An 18102-nucleotide genomic window follows, 5' to 3' on the forward strand; every position below is an offset into this window, starting at 1 on the left:
GCAGGACGTCCAATGCTGGTGAACAGCGGGGCCCGCGCCGCGGGTCCTGGACGACCACCGCATCATCGCCGGACGGAAGGCACTTCGATGAACGACAGGACGACCGTGCAGATCCACGATCACCGCACCCCCGAGGAACGCGACCGCGAGTTCCTGCCGGGCATGGGCAAGCCGTGGCTCCTGCCGTTCTACGACGTGTTCTCGCGCCTCTCCGGCGCGCGCGTCCTGCACGACCGGGCCGCGGCGCTCGCGGACATCGCGCCCGGCGAGACCGTGCTCGACGTCGGCTGCGGCACCGCGAACCTGTCCCTCGCCGTGCTGCGCGCCCAGCCGGCGGCTCGGGTCACCGGCCTGGACCCGGACGCCGCCGCCCTGCGCATCGCCGCCCGCAAGGCGGCCCGACGCCGGGTCCCGCTGACGCTCGCCCAGGGCTTCGCCGACCGGCTGCCCACGGGCGACGGCTCGCTGGACCACATCGTGTCGTCGCTCGCGCTGCACCACGTACCGGACGAGGGCCGGATCCTCTTCGGGCGCGAGGCCTTCCGGGCGCTGCGCCCGGGCGGGAGGGTGACGATCGTGGACTTCGGAAGCTCGGGTGGTGCGCACGGTTCGGACGGGCATGGGCACCGTGGCGCGGCCCGGGGTCATTCCGCTGTCGCGGCGAACCCGCACACCGCCCGGAACCTCGAGGGCGGACTGGTGCGCCTCCTCACGGACGCCGGGTTCGCCGACGCCCGCGAGGTCGCCCACCTGGAGCACCGCTACGGCCCGATCACGTTCGTGCAGGCCACCCGCCCCTGACCCAGATGACTACTTCGGCAGGGCGCGGGGGTCAGCGGTGGACCTTTGGCTCCGGCAGGGCGGGGGGCGTCGCCGCGGGGCGCTCCGCCAGCCGGCGGAACGCCTCGGCCATGCCGGCGTCGAGCTGCGGGTCGACGTCGGAGAAGTAGTCCGCCGGCGTGTGCCGCACCTCGATGTCCGGGTCGACGCCGTAGTTCTCCACGTCGAAACCCTTGCCGTCGAGCCAGAAGGCGTACCGCGGCTGGGTGATGCCGGTGCCGTCCACCAGCTCGAAGCGGCCGTCGATGCCGACCACGCCGCCCCAGGTCCGCACACCGACGACCGGTCCGACGTCGAGCGCCTGCGCCGCCGCGTTCACGATGTCGCCGTCGGACCCGGCGTACTCGTTGGTGACGAGCACGACCGGGCCGCGGGGCGCGCGGTCCGGGTACGGGCTGGGCCGGTCGTAGTGCCGGTTCAGGCCCCAGCCGGCGACGCGCGCGGCGAGGCGCGCGATCACGAGCTGCGAGGTGTGGCCGCCGCCGTTGAACCGGACGTCCACGACGATGCCCTCGCAGTCGGTGGCGAGCCGCAGGTCGCGGTGCAGCTGCGCCCACCCGGTGCTCATCATGTCCGGGACGTGCACGTAGCCGAGCCGCCCGCCGGACTTCTCGGCGACGTACTCGCGGCGCGACCGCACCCAGTCCTGGTAGCGCAGGTCGGACTCGTTGGCGAGCGGCACGACGACGACGCGGCGGTCGACAGGGGCGGTCTCACTGCCGGCCGCGTCGCCGTCCGTGGCCGCGGGCCGCCGCAACGTGAGCTCGACCGGGATGTCTGCCGCCCCGACCAGGTTCGCCGAGGGGCCGGACACGGGATCGACCGGCCGCCCGTCCACGGCGACGATCAGGTCCCCGGGCCGCGCGTCGACACCCGCCGCACGCAGCGGCGAGCGTGCCCCCGGGTCGGACGACTCGCTCGGCAGCACCCGCTCGATCCGCCAGCCCGCAGCAGTCCGGGTGAGGTCGGCGCCGAGCAGGCCGAGCTTGCGGGACGTGTCGCCCGGCTCGTGCGGCCGGCGTACGTACGCGTGCGACGTGTTGAGCTCGCCGACCGTCTCCCAGAGCACGTCCTCGAGATCGTCGTGCGTGGCGACCCGCTCGATCAGCGGACGCCACCGCTCCACGACGCCGGCCCAGTCGACCCCGTTCATGTCCGCGCGCCAGTAGTGGTCGCGCATGATGCGGGCGTTCTCGTCGAACATCTGGTGCCACTGCGCGCGCGGGTCCACCTCGTAGCGGACGCGGGACAGGTCGATGTCGAACGCGCCGGGGTCGTCGTCGCCGGGCTTGCTCGTCGCCGACTGCGTGCTGAGCCCGTACCCGGAGCGGATGACCACGCGCTCGCCGTCGCCCGAGACGGCGTAGGCGCTCACCTTCTCCGCGACGTCCGTGGCCTTGCGTGCCTCGAACGACCAGAACTGCAGCACGTTGGGCGCCGGGTCCTCCTCGGTCCCGGCGTGCCGGGAGCCGAGCACGCCGGCGTCGTCCGTCTCGCGCACCCAGAGCACGCCGCCCTTGGCCGCGCGCAGGTCGCGGTAGCGGCCCGACGTCACCGGGAACGGCACCACGCGCTCCTCGGCGCCGTCGAGGTCGAGGTCGGGCGAGGCGTCGTCGTGCTCGTGATCGTCGTGCGCGGCGTCCGCTGCGGAGCCGGTCTCGCCGCCGTGCGCGTCTTCCTTGCCGCCGTGCTTCTCGCCGTCCTTGCCGTCGTGCTTGTCCTCCGGCTTGGCCAGGCGCCATCCGTCCGCGCTCGGCCCGAACGGTGCGGGCTCGGTGGCGGCCAGCGGGATGAGCCAGGGCCGGGTGGCGGCGCTGAACGACAGGGCGAACTCGTGGGTGTCGTAGGACGGGTCGAACGTGCGGTCCGAGAGGAACACGACGTACTTGCCGTCGTCGCTGAACGCCGGGGAGAAGTCGTGGAACCGGCCCGACGTCAGCGGTCTCGCCGCCGGGCTCTCGGCATGCAGGTCCGCCACGACGATCTGATGGTGGTCGCCCTCGTTGCCGGTAGGGCTCGACCAGGCGAGATACCGTCCGTCCGGAGAGAACGTCGGCGACTCCGCCTCGCCGTTCGCCGACCGGCCGAGCAACGTGACGGTGCCGGGCGGGACGGTGCCCGCGTCGCCGTCGGCGTCGCTCGCCGGGGGCACCGCGACCAGGCTGACACGGCCGTCGTGCGAGATGGCCGCGAGCTTGTCTCCGGCGGGGCTGGCCGCGAGGTGGAGCACCCGGCCCAGCTCGCCGCCCGCGAGGCGCTGCGGCGAGGCATCGGCGGCGCCGTCGGACGCGCCGGGCAGGGCGTGGATCTCGAGCGCGTCCTCCCTGCTCTCGCCGTCCGCGGTGCTGCGCGGCGCGTCCGTCACGACGACGGCGCGACCCGTGTCGCCGAGCAGCACGGGCTCGCGCACGCGGACCGACGGGTCGGCGACGAGCGCCCGGGCCGGTCCCGCACGATGGGTGACCCAGAACGCGGTGCCCAACCAGCCCACGACGCTGGCGTCGCCGGTCTTGTCGACGGCCAGGCCGTCGACGGTGACGCGGGTCGACTCGGGCTCGGCCGAGTACGGCTGCGGCAGCGCGCCCGTGAGCGTGATGTCGAGGCGGCGCGGCGTGCCGTCCAGCCCGTCGAGCAGCCAGAGGTCGCCGCGGCTGTGCCACACGATGCGTGAGCCGTCCGAGGCCGCGTCGCGGACGTAGCCCTCGGCCGCGGTCTGGGCGGTGAGCTGCCGCGGTTCGAGGGTCTCCGTGCCGGTCGCGAGGCCGTCGAGCGCCCACAGGTTGGCCTGCTCGTCGGCGTGGTCCGGGAAGGTGGCGCCGCGGTCGGACGTGAACACCAGCGTGTCGCCGATCCAGATCGGGTCGTAGACACCGGCGGTGTCGTCGGGCAGTGGGCGCTGCCAGTCGTTGGTCCCCCGGTCGATCCACAGCACGGAGGCCGTCCCGCCGCGGTACCGCTTCCAGTGGGCCGGGGTGCGGTAGCCCGCCGAGACGAGCGCCGTCGTGTCCGCCCCGTCCGGACCCCGGTGCTCGGCCACGCCCCAGGCGGGCCCGTAGCGCGGGGTCTCGACGACGCCGTCGAGACCGACCGCGCGCACCACGGTCAGCGAGCGCTCGTGCGTGCCCGCGTTCGACGAGACGAGCACCCGGCCGGCGTCGTCCCAGCCGAGCACCGTCGTGGCGGTTCCGCCGAGCCAGGTGAGGCGCCGCGTGGCGCCGTCGGCCAGCTCGACCACGTAGGCCTCGGGGTGGCCGTCCTTGTGGGACACGTAGGCGAGCCGCGTGCCGTCGGGGGAGAAGCGGGGTGTCGTCGCAGGCGCGTGATCGCTGGTCAGGCGCCATGCGCGGCCGCCAGACACCGGAGCGAGCCAGACGTCGTCGTCGGCGACGAAGGCCACCTGGTCGCCATGGATATGGGGGAACCGGAGATAGGGCTGGGTCACCGGCTCAACGTACTCGGGGCGTCGGACACGCGTCATCGGAAATCGCTGACAGCAGCCGGCAGCGTCCACACCGCCGTCCATATCGTGGTCCCACATCATGAAACGGTCTGGTGGGGCCCATGCGTCGTCCTGTTCCATGAGCCCATCGATGACGTCCGACCAACGTTGGCTCACGTCTCCCTCGAGCTCGCCGCCCGGAACGGCCCCGGCCGGGGCGGTGCACTGCGACAGCCCCACCGCGCGGACCGACCGCAAGGGCCGGAAGGCAGGACGATGACCGAGCACACCTTCGGGTTCCGCACGCGGGCCCTGCACGCCGGGGCCATCCCCGACGCGGCGACCGGGGCCCGGGCGGTGCCGATCTACCAGACCACGTCGTTCGTCTTCCAGGACACCGACGACGCCGCGAACCTCTTCGCGCTGCAGAAGTACGGCAACATCTACTCGCGCATCGGCAACCCGACGGTCGCGGCGCTCGAGGAGCGGATCGCGTCGCTGGAGGGCGGCATCGGTGCGGTGGCGACGGCGTCGGGCATGTCGGCCGAGTTCATCACCTTCGCCGCGCTCGTCGGGGCCGGGGACCACGTGGTCGCCTCCGCGCAGCTCTACGGCGGGACGGTGACCCAGCTCGACGTGACGCTGCGCCGGTTCGGGGTCGAGACCACCTTCGTGCCGGGCACCGACCCCGATGACTACGCCGCGGCGATCACGCCCGAGACCAAGGTGCTGTACACCGAGGTCGTGGCCAACCCGTCGGGCGAGGTCGCCGACCTCGAAGGGCTCGCCGAGGTGGCACACGCGGCGGGCATCCCGCTGGTCGTGGACGCGACGCTCGCGACGCCGTACCTCGTGCGGCCGATCGAGCACGGCGCCGACATCGTGATCCACTCCGTGACGAAGTTCCTCGGTGGGCACGGCACCACGCTCGGCGGCGTCGTCGTGGAGTCCGGCCGGTTCGACTGGGGCAACGGGAAGTTCCCGCAGATGACGGAGCCCGTCCCGTCCTACGGGGACGTGCGCTGGTGGGCGAACTTCGGCGAGTACGGGTTCCTCACCAAGCTGCGGTCCGAGCAGCTGCGCGACATCGGCCCCGCGCTCTCGGCACAGTCCGCGTTCCAGCTGCTGCAGGGCATCGAGACGCTCCCGCACCGCCTGGACGCGCACCTCGCGAACGCCCGCGTCGTGGCCGAGTGGCTCGACGCCGACCAGCGCGTCTCCTACGTGCTCTGGGCGGGCCTTCCGTCGCACCCGCACCACGATCGGGCGCAGAAGTACCTGCCGCTGGGGCCGGGTTCGGTCTTCGCGTTCGGCCTGCGAGTCCCGGCGGACGGCGGCGCTCCCGCGCTCGACGGCCGCGACGCCGGACGGCTGTTCATCGAGTCGCTGCAGCTCGCGTCGCACCTGGCGAACGTCGGCGACTCCCGCACGCTGGTGATCCACCCGGCGTCGACCACGCACCAGCAGCTTTCCGCCGAGCAGCTCGAGGCGGCAGGGGTGCCGGAGGACCTCGTCCGCATCTCCGTGGGCCTGGAGGACGTCGAGGACATCCTCTGGGACCTCGACCAGGCCCTGACCAAGGCGACCGGGGTGAACCGATGAGCGAGACCTGGCGGGGCCCGAGCGCCCAGGAGCGGCTGCGGATCCTGCGTTCGACGACGTCCATCGCGGTCGTCGGGGCATCGGCGAACCCGGCGCGCGCGAGCTACTTCGTGGCGACATACCTGCTCTCCTCCTCTCCGTACGACGTGTACTTCGTGAACCCGCGGGCGACCGAGATCCTGGGGCACCCCGTGTACCCGAGCCTGGCCGACCTGCCCGTGGTGCCCGACCTCGTCGACGTCTTCCGGCGGCACGAGGACCTGCCGAGCGTGCTGGACGAGACGCTGGCGGTGGGCGCCAGGACGCTGTGGCTGCAGCTCGGGTCGTGGCACGAGGAGGTCGCGCGGAAGGCCGAGGCCGCAGGCCTGAACGTGGCGATGGACCGCTGCGTGAAGATCGAGCACGCGCGGTTTCACGGCGGCCTGCACCTGGCTGGCTTCGACACGGGAGTGATCAGCTCTCGCCGTCCGGAGCGGTAGGGCCGGATCTCGGCGGCCGGGCGTACGGCGTGCGCGATGGGCCCCACCGCAGCCGCCACCAGGTGCCGGGCTCGCGTACGTCCGTGCTGTCCGCGGCGATCTCGTCGGGCTCCGGCCAGGGCGGGCCGTCGCCGTCGTCGGGCACAAGACTGTCGGATGCACGGCCGTCGCGTGTGAGCCGAGCCGTCACCCATGCCCAGAGCGCGGGGTGCCGCCCGCCCCGCGCGTCGGCGTCGGACCGGTCGCCCTCGAACCGCACGTAGACGGCCGCGACGGTGATCCCCTCGTCCGGGCTTCCGTAGCCGCCGACCCAGACACGCGCCTTGACCCGCCGCGGCTCACGGGTGATGGCCAGCGCCACCTGCCCGAGCGTCGGCCCGCCGCAGAAGCTACGGGCCAAGGCGTCCGGCGGGAACCTGGTGAGCATCAGGTGGGCGTCGATCGGGTCGCCGAGCAGGGCGGCGAAGCTGCCGCCGTCGGCGATGCCCGCCCAGGGCGCGAGGCTCTCCACGACCCGGTAGGCGGGGGGACGCAGCAGCCAGCCGGGAGAGTCCTCCCGAGCGGCGGCGCCCGCGACCGGCCTGGCCCGTCCGGTGGCGCGGCGATGCGCGTCCAGGTCGATGACCCGTGCTCCCTGGACTCCTGGTGCTCGTGGCATGTGTCCCCCTTCCGGACGGCGTGTCGGCTCGTGCCTGGCGACGATCCTGAACCGGTCCGCGGCAGCTGGGGGGACGGCGATGGGCGATCTGTGGACGGAGCACCGAGAACACTGCCTGTGGTCGCGCTCGTTCCGCTGGGACGCCGTCGGGAGGGTCTGGAACGTCCTAGGCCGTGTTTCGGAACTCCTCGGCGTCCGGGAGTGGGCCGGTGAGTCTCCGGGTCTACGAACGGATGTCCGTACAGATCAGTGGTTGAAGGTATGGTCGCGGATCTTTGTCAGTGGTGGATGGCAGGATGGTCGGCATGCCCAGGCACACGTCGTTCCGGTTCTGTCTCGACCCGTCGGTCGAGCAGGAACGGGTGCTGTCCCGGCATGTGGGTGCGGCGCGGTTCGCGTTCAACCAGGCCCTGCGCCTGCACAAGGACGCGTGCGCGGCCGCCGGTCACGGGCAGTCTCCAGGGGTGGGGTCCAACGGTGACCACGGTGGGGTCGGTGATGCCCCTGTAGTTCGGGTGCCGTGGACGGGGTTCGACCTGATCAACGCGTTCAACGCCTGGAAGCGGTCCGAGGCCGCCTGGCGCCGGTTCCTCGTAGACACGACCGGGACGGCGCGGGTGGAGGTGACGGGTCTGGTCTGGCGGGACAGGGTGCTGGCGCAGGTGTTCGAAGAAGCCGCCGTCGACCTCGGCCGGGGACTGAAGGCGGCCACCGACTCCCACACTGGTGCTCGGAAGGGGCCGAAGATCCGGTTCCCACGCTTCAAGAAGAAGAGTCCGACGGGTGGGTCGTTCCGGATCCGGAACCAGACCAGCAAGGGGCGTGCCAGCATCCGCCTTGGGGATGGGGAGCGTGTCCGGTCGGTGCGCCTGCCGAAGATCGGCGTGCTGCGGGTGCGGAAATGCACGCGGCGGTTGCGTCGGATGATCGCCACCGGTCGGGCCCGGATCCTGCATGTGACCGTGTCCCGTGGTGCGGAGCGGTGGTGGATCTCCATCACGGTCGAGGCCGCGGACCTGCACCCAGCACACCGGCACCCCGCACCTGAGCGCGCGTCCCTGCCTGCTGAGGTCGAGGCGGATAACGGCGACGCCCCGCCGATCGGGCACCGTGAGAAGGGATGGGTGGGTGTGGATCGTGGTCTGCATGCCCTGGTCGTCGCCGGTTCGTCCGACGGCGCCGAGGTCCTGCGGGTCACCAACGTGCGCGCCTTCCGGCGTGGGCTGAAGCGTCTGCGTCGCCTGTCCAAGGCGGTGTCCCGGAAGAAGAGGGGATCGAAGAACCGGAAGAAGGCTGTCGTGCGTCTGGTACGGCAGCATGCCCGGATCCGTGACCGTCGTCGCCATGTGCTGCATCAGGTGTCCAACCAGCTGGTCAAGAACCACGACAGGCTGGTCCTGGAAGACCTGAACATCACCGGCATGCGATCCAACCGGTCTCTGTCCCGCGCCATCTCCGATGCCGCGTGGGGCGAGCTCGCGAGGCAGGTCACGTACAAGCAGGCCTGGCGCGGCGGACAAGTCGTGTTCGCGGACCGGTGGTTCCCGTCGTCCAAGACCTGCTCCTCCTGCGGGACCCTGCGTAAGGACCTGACGCTCAAGGACCGAGTCTTCGAGTGCCGCGAGTGCGGGTACAAGTTGGACCGGGATCTGAATGCCGCAGTGAATCTCGCCGCCTGGGCCGAGAACCACACTCCCACCGTTACCGACGGTGCGGGGTGTGGTGTTGCCCGGGTCGGGGACCGTCAGGCAGTCGGCCCCGTCAAAGACGCCCACCGACAGGACACCCCCACCCACCCGGCTCTCGCGGTCGTGGTGGGGAGGGACTGGATGACGTGGGAACCAATCCTCAGACCGCACCCGCAGCCTGAACCCTGGACGCCCGAGAAGGGCGGTGGCTCAGAAGCCCTCTGACTTCTGAAACACGCCGTAGAGTCAGTTCACGATGAGTACACGCGTGGAACCGGTCAGTGCGGCGCTCCTCGTCGACCGGGTCGTCGGCCTCGTCCTCGCCCGCGCGGAAGAGCCGGCCCGCCTGCACGCCGGCGCGCCCGACCGGCAGAAGTCAGGCGTACCGGTCCGGCTGCTCGTCGACGGACACCCCTCCACGCATCCCGAGCAGCTCGCCGACGCCCTCGTCGCGCCGTTCGAGGCCGCCGGGCGGCCTGCAGTGCGCGTCAGCGTCCGCGACTTCCTGCGGCCGCGGTCCCTCCGCCTCGAACGGGGACGCGAGGACCCGGACAGCCTGCTCGACGACCGGATCGACGTCGGCGCGCTGAACCGCGAGGTGCTGACCCGCGTCGTCGACCGGCAGGAGTACCTACCGAGCCTGCGCGACCCCGACACCGACCGCGCCACCCGGGCCGGCTATCGGAGCACGGCGCCGGGCACCGTCGTCGTGCTCGACGGCGCGCTCGCCATCGGCCGGGGCCTCGACCTCGACCTCGCCGTGCACCTCGCGCTCAAGCCGGCGACGCTCCGGCGTCGGACGCCGCCCGAGGAAACCTGGGCCGTGCCCGCCTACGAGCGCTACGCCCGGGAGATCGAAGGCGCGCCGGACCTGGTGGTCCGCGTCGACCACCCGGACCACCCGGCCCTCGTGCGCGCCTGAGCAAGTGCACCCGAGTCAGTGCACCCGAGTCAGTGCACCGGGGTCAGCGGACCGAGTCAGTGCACCAGGCAGAACGGGTGTCCCGCCGGGTCGGCGAACACCCGGAACCCCGCACTTCCGCCCGGCAGGCGGCTAGCGCCCAGTGCCAGGACCGCGGCCTCGCCGGCGTCGAGGTCCGGCACCTCGATATCGAGGTGGAGCTGCTGCGGGTACGCGGGATCCGGCCACCGCGGCGCGTTGTACCCCTCGACGGACTGGAACAGCATCGGCCGAGAGCCACCGAGCATGGCGACGCCGTCGGCGTCGTAGGTCACCGGCTCGCCCACCACGCCCGACCAGAACCGGGCGAGCGCGGACGCGTCGGCGCAGTCGAACGTGGTGCCCATGACGGTGACGCCGTCCGCCCCCTCCTTCAGGCACACGTCGAAGGGGTGCCCGGCCGGGTCGGCGAGCGTGATCCACTGCTCGTTCTCCCGCAGCACGGTCGCCCCGAGCTCGACCGCACGGGCGCTCGCGGCCGCCAGGTCCGGGACGTACAGGTCGAGGTGCGCCTGCTGCGGGTGCTCCTGCCCGGGCCACTGCGGCGCGATGAGATCCGGTGCGAGCTGGAAGGCGATGCCCCACCGGTCGGGGGTCACGACGGTGATCCAGTCGTCGTCGGCCTGCGACACGGTGCCGTCGGTCAGTGCCTTCCAGAAGTCCGCCTCGGCATGCAGGTCCGGGACGTCCAGGATCACGGAGTCCAGCGTGCCCACTCCGCCGGAAGCGGGCCCGGCGGAAGTTGATTCGGTCATGACTCAGCCCTTCAGGAGGTCGTCTCACGAAGAAGAGTGCTTCGCACGACTACCTTGCACCGAGCCACTGACACTCCCCACCGGGGGAGCCCGTCCACATGGTTATCCACAGACGTTGTCCACAGACCTGTGAATACATTGGCCGGCCCGGACGGGCCGCGGGCACACTGACCCACCATGGCCGACGCCGCGGCCTGGGCGCTCGAGACCTGGGGACTCGACGTCGAGCCGACCGCCTACCGCGCTGCTTCGCTGAGCAGCGCACCGAGCTTGTCGAGCGAGCCGGGCACCACCGAGTAGTAGGCCCACTTACCGCGCTGCTCCCGGGCGAGCAGGCCGGCGTCGACCAGGATCTTCAGGTGGTGGCTCACAGTGGGCTGGCTCAGGCCGACCGGCTCGGTGAGATCGCACACGCAGGCCTCACCGCCGTCGTGCGCCGCGACGATCGACAGGAGCCGTACGCGCGTGGCGTCACCCAGGGCCTTGAAGGAGCGGGCAAGGTCGGCCGCGGCGGCCGGGTCGGCGGCCTCGCGGACCAGGGGAGCGCAGCACGGGCCGGACGTCGGAGCAGCCGGCTGGACCTCGAGCGCAATCGTCGTCATGCCCTCATCTTGCCACGCATCGAAGTTTCTGGATATGTTCGCCCTAGCAATACATCGAAGACCTTCGATCTGACTCGGGACTACAGAGAAGATGGTGACGGGAATGACCACAGCGCAGAACCTTCCGGTCGTGGTGATCGGCGCGGGACCCGTGGGCCTGGCCGCCGCGGCGCACCTCGCCGAGCGCGGGCTCGAACCCCTGGTCCTGGAGGCCGGCGACGGCCCGGGCGCCGCCGTCGCGCGGTGGGGCCACGTCCGCCTCTTCTCCCCGTGGCGGTACGACGTCGACGCCGCCGCGCGCCGCCTGCTCATGGCCGGCGCCGTCGGGTGGTCCGAGCCCAACCCGGACGCACTGCCCACGGGCGCGGACCTCGTCGAGCAGTACCTCGCGCCGCTGGCCGAGAGGCTCGTGGACCGTGCGGGCGCACAGATCCGGTACGGGACGCGCGTGCTGGCCGTGACCAAGGACGGCGCCGACCGGTCCCGGTCGCTCGGGCGCGAACGCCTGCCGTACCTGGTCCGGACGGCGACCACGGGCGCGGACGGTTCCCGCGCCATCGAGGAGATCCGCGCGCAGGCGGTGATCGACGCCTCCGGGACGTATCTGCAGCCCAACCCCCTGGGGACGTCGGGCCTGCCGACGCTCGGCGAGGAGGAATCGGCCCGCTTCCTCGCGGGCGGCCTGCCGGACGTGCTCGGCCGGGACCGGGAGCGGTTCGCCGGGCGGCACACCCTGGTCGTCGGCATGGGCCACTCCGCGGCGAACACCCTGCTGAGCCTGGTCGAGCTCGCCGAGCAGGACGGCGGGCCGGACGTGCCCGGGACCCGGATCACGTGGGCCATCCGGGGCGGGTCGCCGCGTCGGCTGTACGGCGGCGGTGCCGACGACGAGCTTCCGGCGCGCGGGCTGCTCGGCAGCCGCCTGCGCGACGCGGTGGAGGCCGGCCGGATCGAGCTGCTCACCCGGGTGGCGATCGACCGGCTGGCTCCTTTGCCGGCCGGCGCCGCTGACGCCGTCGGCACCGCTGGCGCCGCTGACGCCGCCGGCACCGCCGACGGCGACACCGTGCGGGTCCTTGGTACCGCTCGACGGGACGGCGAAGACGGCGTGCTCGACCTGACCGTGCACAACATCGCCGCCGCGACCGGCTTCCGGCCCGACCTGGCGATGCTGCGGGAGGTCCGCCTCGACCTCGACCCGGTGGTGGAGGCGCCGCGCCAGATCGCGTCGCTCATCGACCCGAACTTCCACTCGTGCGGCACCGTTCCCGCACACGGCGAGGCCCAGCTCACCCACCCGGACGCCGGGTTCTACCTGGTCGGCATGAAGTCCTACGGCCGGGCCCCGACGTTCCTCCTGGCCACGGGCTACGAGCAGGTCCGTTCCATCGCCGCGGCACTGGCCGGCGACCGGACGGCGGCCGACGCCGTCGAGCTGAACCTCCCGGAGACCGGCGTCTGCTCGTCCGACCTCGCCCTGGCCGCCGACGCAGACGGCGTGGTCTCGCCGAAGGAGCTCGCCGCGTCCGCCGCGAGCTCGTGCTGCGCCGTCCCCGCAGGCCCGCAGCAGATCTCGATCGGGCTCGCGCCGGCTGAGCCTGCACCGGTTGCCGCAGCGCCCGCCGACGCCGAGCCCGCCGACGCCGAGCCCGCCGCCCCGGTACCAGCGGGCTCTGTCGGTTTCAGCACCGGCGTCGTGCACGGCCGCTCCGGGGATTAGGCATCGACTCCAGAGTTCGTCGGCACGCCGGTCGGCGACTGCAGACTTGGTTGCGGTTTGCGGCCCCCAACCGCAACCAAGTCTGCAGTCGGCGCCGGCGCCTGCTACCAAGTCTGCAGTCGAGCCGTTGAGTCCGGCCGTCAGGCCGGGCGGGGCGGGTACAGGATCATTGCCAGCCCGAGGCCGAGCGCCCCGCCGACCAGCTGCGCCAGAACGAACGGCAGTACCGAGCCCGGGGCGATCCCCGCGAAGGTGTCGCTGAACACGCGGCCCACGGTGACCGCGGGGTTGGCGAACGACGTCGAGCTGGTGAACCAGTACGCAGCGCCGATGTAGGCGCCGACGGCCGGCGCGACCAGCGCGCCGCGGCCGGAACGTAGCAGACCGAGGATCACGAGAACCAGGCCCGCCGTGGCGACGACCTCGGCGAGGAACGTGGCGCCGGACGCCCGCGCGGTGGTCGCGACAGCCGCAGGCTCGCCGAACATCGCGTTGGCCAGCAGCGCGCCGCCGATCCCGCCCGCCACCTGCGCGGCGATGTACGCGCCCGCGTCGCCGAGCCGCGGCCCGGCGGGCTCGCGCCGTCCGAGGACCCAGTCGACGAGCGTCACCACGGGATTGAAGTGCGCCCCGCTCAGCGGTCCGAGCACGGCGATCAGCACGGCAAGGCCGAGCGCCGTGGCCGTCGAGTTCTCCAGGAGCTGCAGCCCGGCGTCGTCGGGGGACAGTTTCGTCGCGGCGATCCCGGAGCCGACGACCACCGCGACGAGCAGGCCCGTCCCGAGGAGCTCGCCGAGCGCCCGCCGCCACAGCTCGGCGCGCACGCCCGCGTCCGCGCCGGCGGGTGCGTCCCGCGGCCTGACGGGCGCACCGTCCGACGCGCGCACCGACCCGCCGTCCGAAGCACCCACGGCCCTACCCACCGACACGCTCACGCGACAGCCTGCACACCGAGCTCGGCCAACAGCCCCCGGACGCGCCGCTCGATCTCGTCGCGGATCGGTCGGACGGCGTCGAGACCCTGGCCCGCGGGATCGTCGAGCTCCCAGTCCTGGTAGTTCTTCCCGGGGTAGTAGGGGCAGGCGTCACCGCAGCCCATCGTGATGACGGCGTCGGACGCCTCGACCGCGTCGTTCGTCAGGATCTTGGGCTTCTCGTCGCGGATGTCGATGCCCACCTCGAGCATGGCCTCCACTGCCATGGGATTGATCTGGTCGGCGGGCATCGACCCGGCGGAGCGCACCTCGACGGCGCCGTCGGACAGCGCCCGGAGGAACCCGGCGGCCATCTGCGAGCGGCCCGCGTTGTGCACGCAGACGAACAGGGCGGACGGCTTGGTGGACGGCTTGGTGGACTGCGGGGCCGCGTTCGGCGACGAGGTCTCGGGCATGTGGCTCTCCAGGTGGTTCTGTCGAAGCTGGTAGTTCTGGTTGCCGCCCGACAGGTTCGCGACGTCCGCGAACCCGAGGTTGCGCAGCACGTTCTGGCCCGCGTTCCCGGTGACGCCCTTGTTGCAGTACGTCACCGTGGGCAGCCCGGGGTCGAGCTCGCGCGCCCGCTGCCGCAGCTCCGCCAGCGGGATGTGCACCGAGTCGGGCACGGCGGACTTCGCGCGGTCCTTCGCGGACCGCACGTCCACCACCTGGAGCCCCTCGCCCTCGGCCCGACGACGGTCCAGCTCGGCCGGGGTGACGAGCGGCGCCTGCCCGTGGATCGCGTTGGTCAACGCCATGCCGGTGTAGTGGACCGGGTCCTTGGTGGTGGCGTAGGTAGGGGAGTAGGCGAGGTCGAGGTGGAACAGGTCGGCGACGTCGGCCCCGTAGGTGATCGCCGTGGCCAGCACGTCGATGCGCTTGTCCGCCCCCGACGCCCCGATCGCCTGCGCGCCCAGCAGCCGGCCGGTGGCCCGGTCCGCCACTGCCTTGATGACCAGCGGCGTGCCGCCCAGGTACTCCGGCCGGTCGGGCTTGATGTTGTGCAGCACCTCGACGTCGTACCCGGCGGCGCGTGCCTGCTTCTCGGTGAAACCGGTCTGCGCGACGCCGACGTCGAAGACCCGGACTATCGACGTGCCGAGGATGCCGCGGTGCTCCAGCGGCCCGCCGGTCATCGCGTCCCCTGCGATGCGCCCCATCTTGTTCGCCGTCGAGCCGAGCGGCACCCAGACGGGCTCGCCGGTGATGACGTGGAACGACTCCGCGACGTCCCCGACCGCCCACACGTGGTCCACGCTGGTGCGCATCCGGCGGTCGACGGCGACGGCGCCCGTCGGGCCGAGCCGCACGCCGGCCTGCACGGCCAGGTCGGTACTCGGGCGAACGCCGACCGAGACGATCACGAGCTCGGCGTCGATGTGCTCGGCCGTGGCTGCTCCTACCCCGCCACCCACCCCGTCGACCTCCACGCCGCTCACCTCGTCGTCGTCCGACGCGATACCCACAACCTTCGTAGCGAGCCGCAGGTCCACGCCGTGCTTGCGGAGCTCGGAGTCCACCCGGGCGGACATGTCCGCGTCCATGCGGGGCATGGCGTGGTCGAGCGCCTCGACGACCGTCACGGTCAGGCCGCGGGCCACGAGCTGCTCGGTCATCTCGAGTCCGATGTAGCCGGCCCCGACGACCACGACGTGCCGCACGGGCCTGCCCCGCGACTCGCTGTCCTCGATCCAGGCCCGGATGGCGCGGGCGTCGGTGGGGTTGCGGACGGAGAACACGCCGGTCGCGTCCACGCCCGCGATCGGCGGGACGACGGCGCGCACGCCGGTCGCCAGCACCAGCTCGTCGTAGCTGTCGACGAAAGCGCGGCCGGTGGCCAGGTCGCGCACCGTCACGGTGCGGTCGTCGGGGTCGACGGCGAGGACCTCGTGCCCGGTGCGCACGTCGACGTCGTACCGGGCTTTGAACCAGGCCGGGTCGCGCGGGGTGAGCTCGTCGATGTCGGCGACCTCGCCGCCCACGAAGTACGGCAGGCCGCAGCCCGAGTAGGAGATGTCGTGGTCGCGCTCGTACACGGTGATCTGCGCGCTCTCGGTGTTACGGCGGGCCTTCGCGGCCGCCGAGGTGCCGGCCGCCACCGACCCGACGATGACGATCTTCGGCGAGGCGCTCGCCAGGGGCAGGGCGTTCATCGGTTTCCTTCGGTCGTCAGCGAGTCTTGGCGGACGGCGTTCCGCCCGCCGGGAGAGCGTCTTCGGTAGGCAGCAGGGAGGCGAGCAGCTCGCGCACCCGCCGGTCGAGCTCGTCGCGGATGGCGGCCACGCCGGCGGGGGAGGCGAGGGCGGGGTCGCCCACCGTCCAGTCCTCGTACCGCGTGTCCGGCAGCACCGGGCACGAGTCGCCGCAGCCCATGGTCACGACGACGTCGGCCGCGCGGACGGCGTCGTCGGTCAGCGGTTTGGGATAGAAGCGGGCGACGTCGTCGACGGCTTCCGCGGCGGCGGTGTCGCCGAGCTCGTCGAGGATGCTGCGCACCGCGGCGTGCACGTCGCTCGCGGGCGCGGAGCCGGCGGAGCGGACCACCACGCGTTCGCCGGCGTAGTGCTGCAGCAGGGCCGCCGCGAGCTGCGACCGCCCGGCATTGGCGACGCAGACGAAGAGCACCTGCGGCTTGTGCCCGACGTCGGCCGCGCGCGCCTTCTCGGCGTCGATGATGCGCTGCCGTGCGAAGTGCTCGGTGAGCGGGACCAGGTAGGCGGCGTTCCCGCCGCGCCGGGCGAGCGCGGTGTACGACTCCCGGACCAAGCGGTAGCACTCCTGCTCCGGGGTGCCCGGGAAGCGCTCGGCGAGCGACGTCGCGAGCCGGTCGAGCGCGGGGTCCACGTTCTCGAGCCCGGACCCCTCACCGTGGCCGGGGCCGCCGTGCCGTGCGCCCGCCTGGCCAACGCGCGCGCGTCCGGCCTGGGCACCGCGCACCTCGACGGCCGCCGGCGCGAACCGGTCCAGCAGCGTGGTGACCGCGCCCCGGTAGCCCGGCGCTATGCGGTACCAGACCCAGGTGCCGCGCCGGTCCGCGGTGAGCAGGCCGACGTCGCGCAGCACCTTGAGGTGGTGGGACACGGTCGGCTGGGAGACGGCGGTCAGCGTCGCGAGGTCGCCCGCCGTCGTCTCGCCGGTCGGAGAGGTCGCGATGGCCGACAGCATGCGCAGCCGGGCCGGGTCCGCGATGGCCTTGAGCGTCGCGGCGAGGTCGGCCGCGGTGTCGGCCCCGATCGCGTGGGCCTCCGCCGAGGTGGCCACGGGCCGCTCGCCGCTCCCGCTCTGTATCGACATGCCTCTATGTTTACATCTGTCGATACAGGACGCAAGGTCAGCCGAAGATGCCCGCGCGCACCGAGGTCTCGGCGAGCCCGTCCGGCCCTGTGATGACCCGGTGGCCCCAGGTGGTCCGCTGCGCGGGATCGAAGCCCGTCACCATGTCGAGGTACTCGACGCCCCCACCGTTGCCGCTCCAGGACCAGGCGAACCAGCCGATCCCCTGGGACCGCGTGTACGTCATGATCGTGTCCTCGTCGGGGTTGCCGTCGGAGTGGTCGTGCCCGAACTCGCCCACGATGATCGGCAGCCCCCGGCTCGTGAAGGCGTCGAGGTAGGCCGTGATCTCGGCCGCGGTGTCGTACACGCCGTACATGTGCACCGAGAACACGGTGTTGCCGTCGGGGTCGGCCGCGAGGACGTCGGCGGCGGAGTCCCGCATGACGCCCTGCCAGTCCTGACCCCAGGACGGCGCGTCCACGACGATCGTGTGCTCGAACCCGGCGTCGCGCAGGCGCTGGATCGCAGCGCTCGTGTCGGCGGCCCAGCCCGCGTTGACCGCCGCGTTGTTGCCGTACGGCTCGTTGCCGAGGTTGATGAGGACCCGGTCCTCGGTGCCCTGGAGCGTGGGCAGCAGCGAGATCCAATAGCTGGCCGCGGTGTCGAGCGTGCTGGCGGCAGCCTCCTCGCCGTAGCCGGTGGTGTCGTGGTCCTCCAGCACGCAGACCAGCCGGTTCTCCCCGCACAGGCCGACGACGTCGGCGACGTCCGCGGCCCCGTTCCGCGTCCAGCGGGTCCCGTCGCTGAGCACGACGCGGACCGAGTTGGCCCCGGCGTCGGCGATGTCGGCGAACGAACCGGTCCGCGACGCGTACCAGGTGTGCGCGTGGCTGACGCCGCGCAGCAGGAGCGGCGATCCGTCGCTCTCGACGAGCCGTCCGCCGCTGACATGGATGCCGACGACGTCCGCGCCGCCGTCGGGCGCAGCCGGGGTCGCGGCGCCGGCCGGCTGGCCGAGCGCCGGGGCGAGCAGCAGGCCGAACAGTGCGGCCGCTGCGGTACCGGACATGGTCGCGCGCGTGGGTCTCATGGATCGCTCCCCTTCGAG

At 72.6% G+C, this 18102-nt stretch carries 14 protein-coding genes and 1 pseudogene; 6 read left to right on the plus strand and 9 right to left on the minus strand.

The window, feature by feature from the left end; translation table 11 throughout:
* The first annotated feature begins 87 nt into the window (after positions 1 to 87).
* A complete protein-coding gene (locus tag ACFT2C_RS01225) occupies positions 88 to 801 on the plus strand; it encodes a class I SAM-dependent methyltransferase (RefSeq protein ID WP_377205179.1) in 714 nt (237 codons plus the stop codon).
* Between the two features lie 31 nt (positions 802 to 832).
* Here the strand turns inward: ACFT2C_RS01225 and ACFT2C_RS01230 are convergent, their stop codons facing one another.
* On the minus strand, positions 833 to 4282 hold the full coding sequence (locus ACFT2C_RS01230) for a S41 family peptidase (RefSeq protein WP_377205180.1): 3450 nt from the start codon (positions 4280 to 4282) through the stop codon (positions 833 to 835).
* 273 nt (positions 4283 to 4555) lie between these two features.
* Between ACFT2C_RS01230 and ACFT2C_RS01235 the strand changes: the two genes are divergently transcribed.
* Together ACFT2C_RS01235 and ACFT2C_RS01240 are read left to right on the plus strand one after the other, a co-directional pair.
* Positions 4556 to 5881: an O-acetylhomoserine aminocarboxypropyltransferase/cysteine synthase family protein gene (locus tag ACFT2C_RS01235; RefSeq protein ID WP_377205181.1), complete on the plus strand. Its 1326-nt coding sequence runs from the start codon at positions 4556 to 4558 to the stop codon at positions 5879 to 5881.
* Complete coding sequence (locus ACFT2C_RS01240; RefSeq protein WP_377205182.1) at positions 5878 to 6360, plus strand: CoA-binding protein; 483 nt, start codon at positions 5878 to 5880, stop codon at positions 6358 to 6360. Before ACFT2C_RS01235 ends, ACFT2C_RS01240 begins: the two co-directional genes overlap by 4 nt.
* Here ACFT2C_RS01240 and ACFT2C_RS01245 read toward each other — a convergent pair.
* Positions 6335 to 7018: a hypothetical protein gene (locus tag ACFT2C_RS01245; RefSeq protein ID WP_377205183.1), complete on the minus strand. Its 684-nt coding sequence runs from the start codon at positions 7016 to 7018 to the stop codon at positions 6335 to 6337. The genes ACFT2C_RS01240 and ACFT2C_RS01245 overlap by 26 nt on opposite strands.
* Before the next feature lie 305 nt (positions 7019 to 7323).
* Here ACFT2C_RS01245 and ACFT2C_RS01250 point away from each other — a divergent pair, with 305 nt between their 5' ends.
* A complete protein-coding gene (locus ACFT2C_RS01250; protein WP_377205184.1) occupies positions 7324 to 8931 on the plus strand; it encodes an RNA-guided endonuclease InsQ/TnpB family protein in 1608 nt (535 codons plus the stop codon).
* Between the two features lie 31 nt (positions 8932 to 8962).
* Positions 8963 to 9628 carry a uridine kinase gene (locus tag ACFT2C_RS01255; protein WP_377205185.1) on the plus strand — a complete coding sequence of 222 codons (666 nt, stop codon included), beginning with the start codon at positions 8963 to 8965 and terminating at the stop codon, positions 9626 to 9628.
* Positions 9629 to 9684: 56 nt separating this feature from the next.
* Here the strand turns inward: ACFT2C_RS01255 and ACFT2C_RS01260 are convergent, their stop codons facing one another.
* Together ACFT2C_RS01260 and ACFT2C_RS01265 are read right to left on the minus strand one after the other, a co-directional pair.
* Positions 9685 to 10422: a VOC family protein gene (locus ACFT2C_RS01260; protein WP_377205186.1), complete on the minus strand. Its 738-nt coding sequence runs from the start codon at positions 10420 to 10422 to the stop codon at positions 9685 to 9687.
* Positions 10423 to 10658: 236 nt separating this feature from the next.
* Positions 10659 to 11024, minus strand: coding sequence for an ArsR/SmtB family transcription factor (locus ACFT2C_RS01265; RefSeq protein ID WP_377205187.1), 366 nt, complete (start codon positions 11022 to 11024; stop codon positions 10659 to 10661).
* A gap of 103 nt (positions 11025 to 11127) precedes the next feature.
* Between ACFT2C_RS01265 and ACFT2C_RS01270 the strand changes: the two genes are divergently transcribed.
* Positions 11128 to 12744 (plus strand): FAD-dependent oxidoreductase, encoded by a 1617-nt coding sequence (locus ACFT2C_RS01270; protein WP_377205188.1) that lies wholly within the window; start codon positions 11128 to 11130, stop codon positions 12742 to 12744.
* Between the two features lie 140 nt (positions 12745 to 12884).
* On the opposite strand, the gene ACFT2C_RS01275 is transcribed toward ACFT2C_RS01270, so the two are convergent.
* From ACFT2C_RS01275 to ACFT2C_RS01295, 5 genes and pseudogenes are all read right to left on the minus strand, one after another.
* Positions 12885 to 13556: an aquaporin gene (locus tag ACFT2C_RS01275; RefSeq protein ID WP_377205265.1), complete on the minus strand. Its 672-nt coding sequence runs from the start codon at positions 13554 to 13556 to the stop codon at positions 12885 to 12887.
* A 119-nt stretch (positions 13557 to 13675) separates the two neighbouring features.
* A complete protein-coding gene (locus ACFT2C_RS01280; protein WP_377205266.1) occupies positions 13676 to 14134 on the minus strand; it encodes an arsenate reductase ArsC in 459 nt (152 codons plus the stop codon).
* 39 nt (positions 14135 to 14173) lie between these two features.
* Positions 14174 to 15871, minus strand: a pseudogene (locus tag ACFT2C_RS01285) (FAD-dependent oxidoreductase); the annotation flags it as partial.
* Positions 15872 to 15887: 16 nt separating this feature from the next.
* A complete protein-coding gene (locus ACFT2C_RS01290; RefSeq protein ID WP_377205189.1) occupies positions 15888 to 17012 on the minus strand; it encodes a metalloregulator ArsR/SmtB family transcription factor in 1125 nt (374 codons plus the stop codon).
* A gap of 37 nt (positions 17013 to 17049) precedes the next feature.
* Positions 17050 to 18084 carry a glycoside hydrolase family 5 protein gene (locus ACFT2C_RS01295; RefSeq protein WP_377205190.1) on the minus strand — a complete coding sequence of 345 codons (1035 nt, stop codon included), beginning with the start codon at positions 18082 to 18084 and terminating at the stop codon, positions 17050 to 17052.
* Between the last annotated feature and the right edge of the window lie 18 nt (positions 18085 to 18102).

Origin of the sequence: Promicromonospora sp. NPDC057138 (assembly GCF_042670845.1) — a bacterium.
Lineage (GTDB): Bacteria > Actinomycetota > Actinomycetes > Actinomycetales > Cellulomonadaceae > Promicromonospora.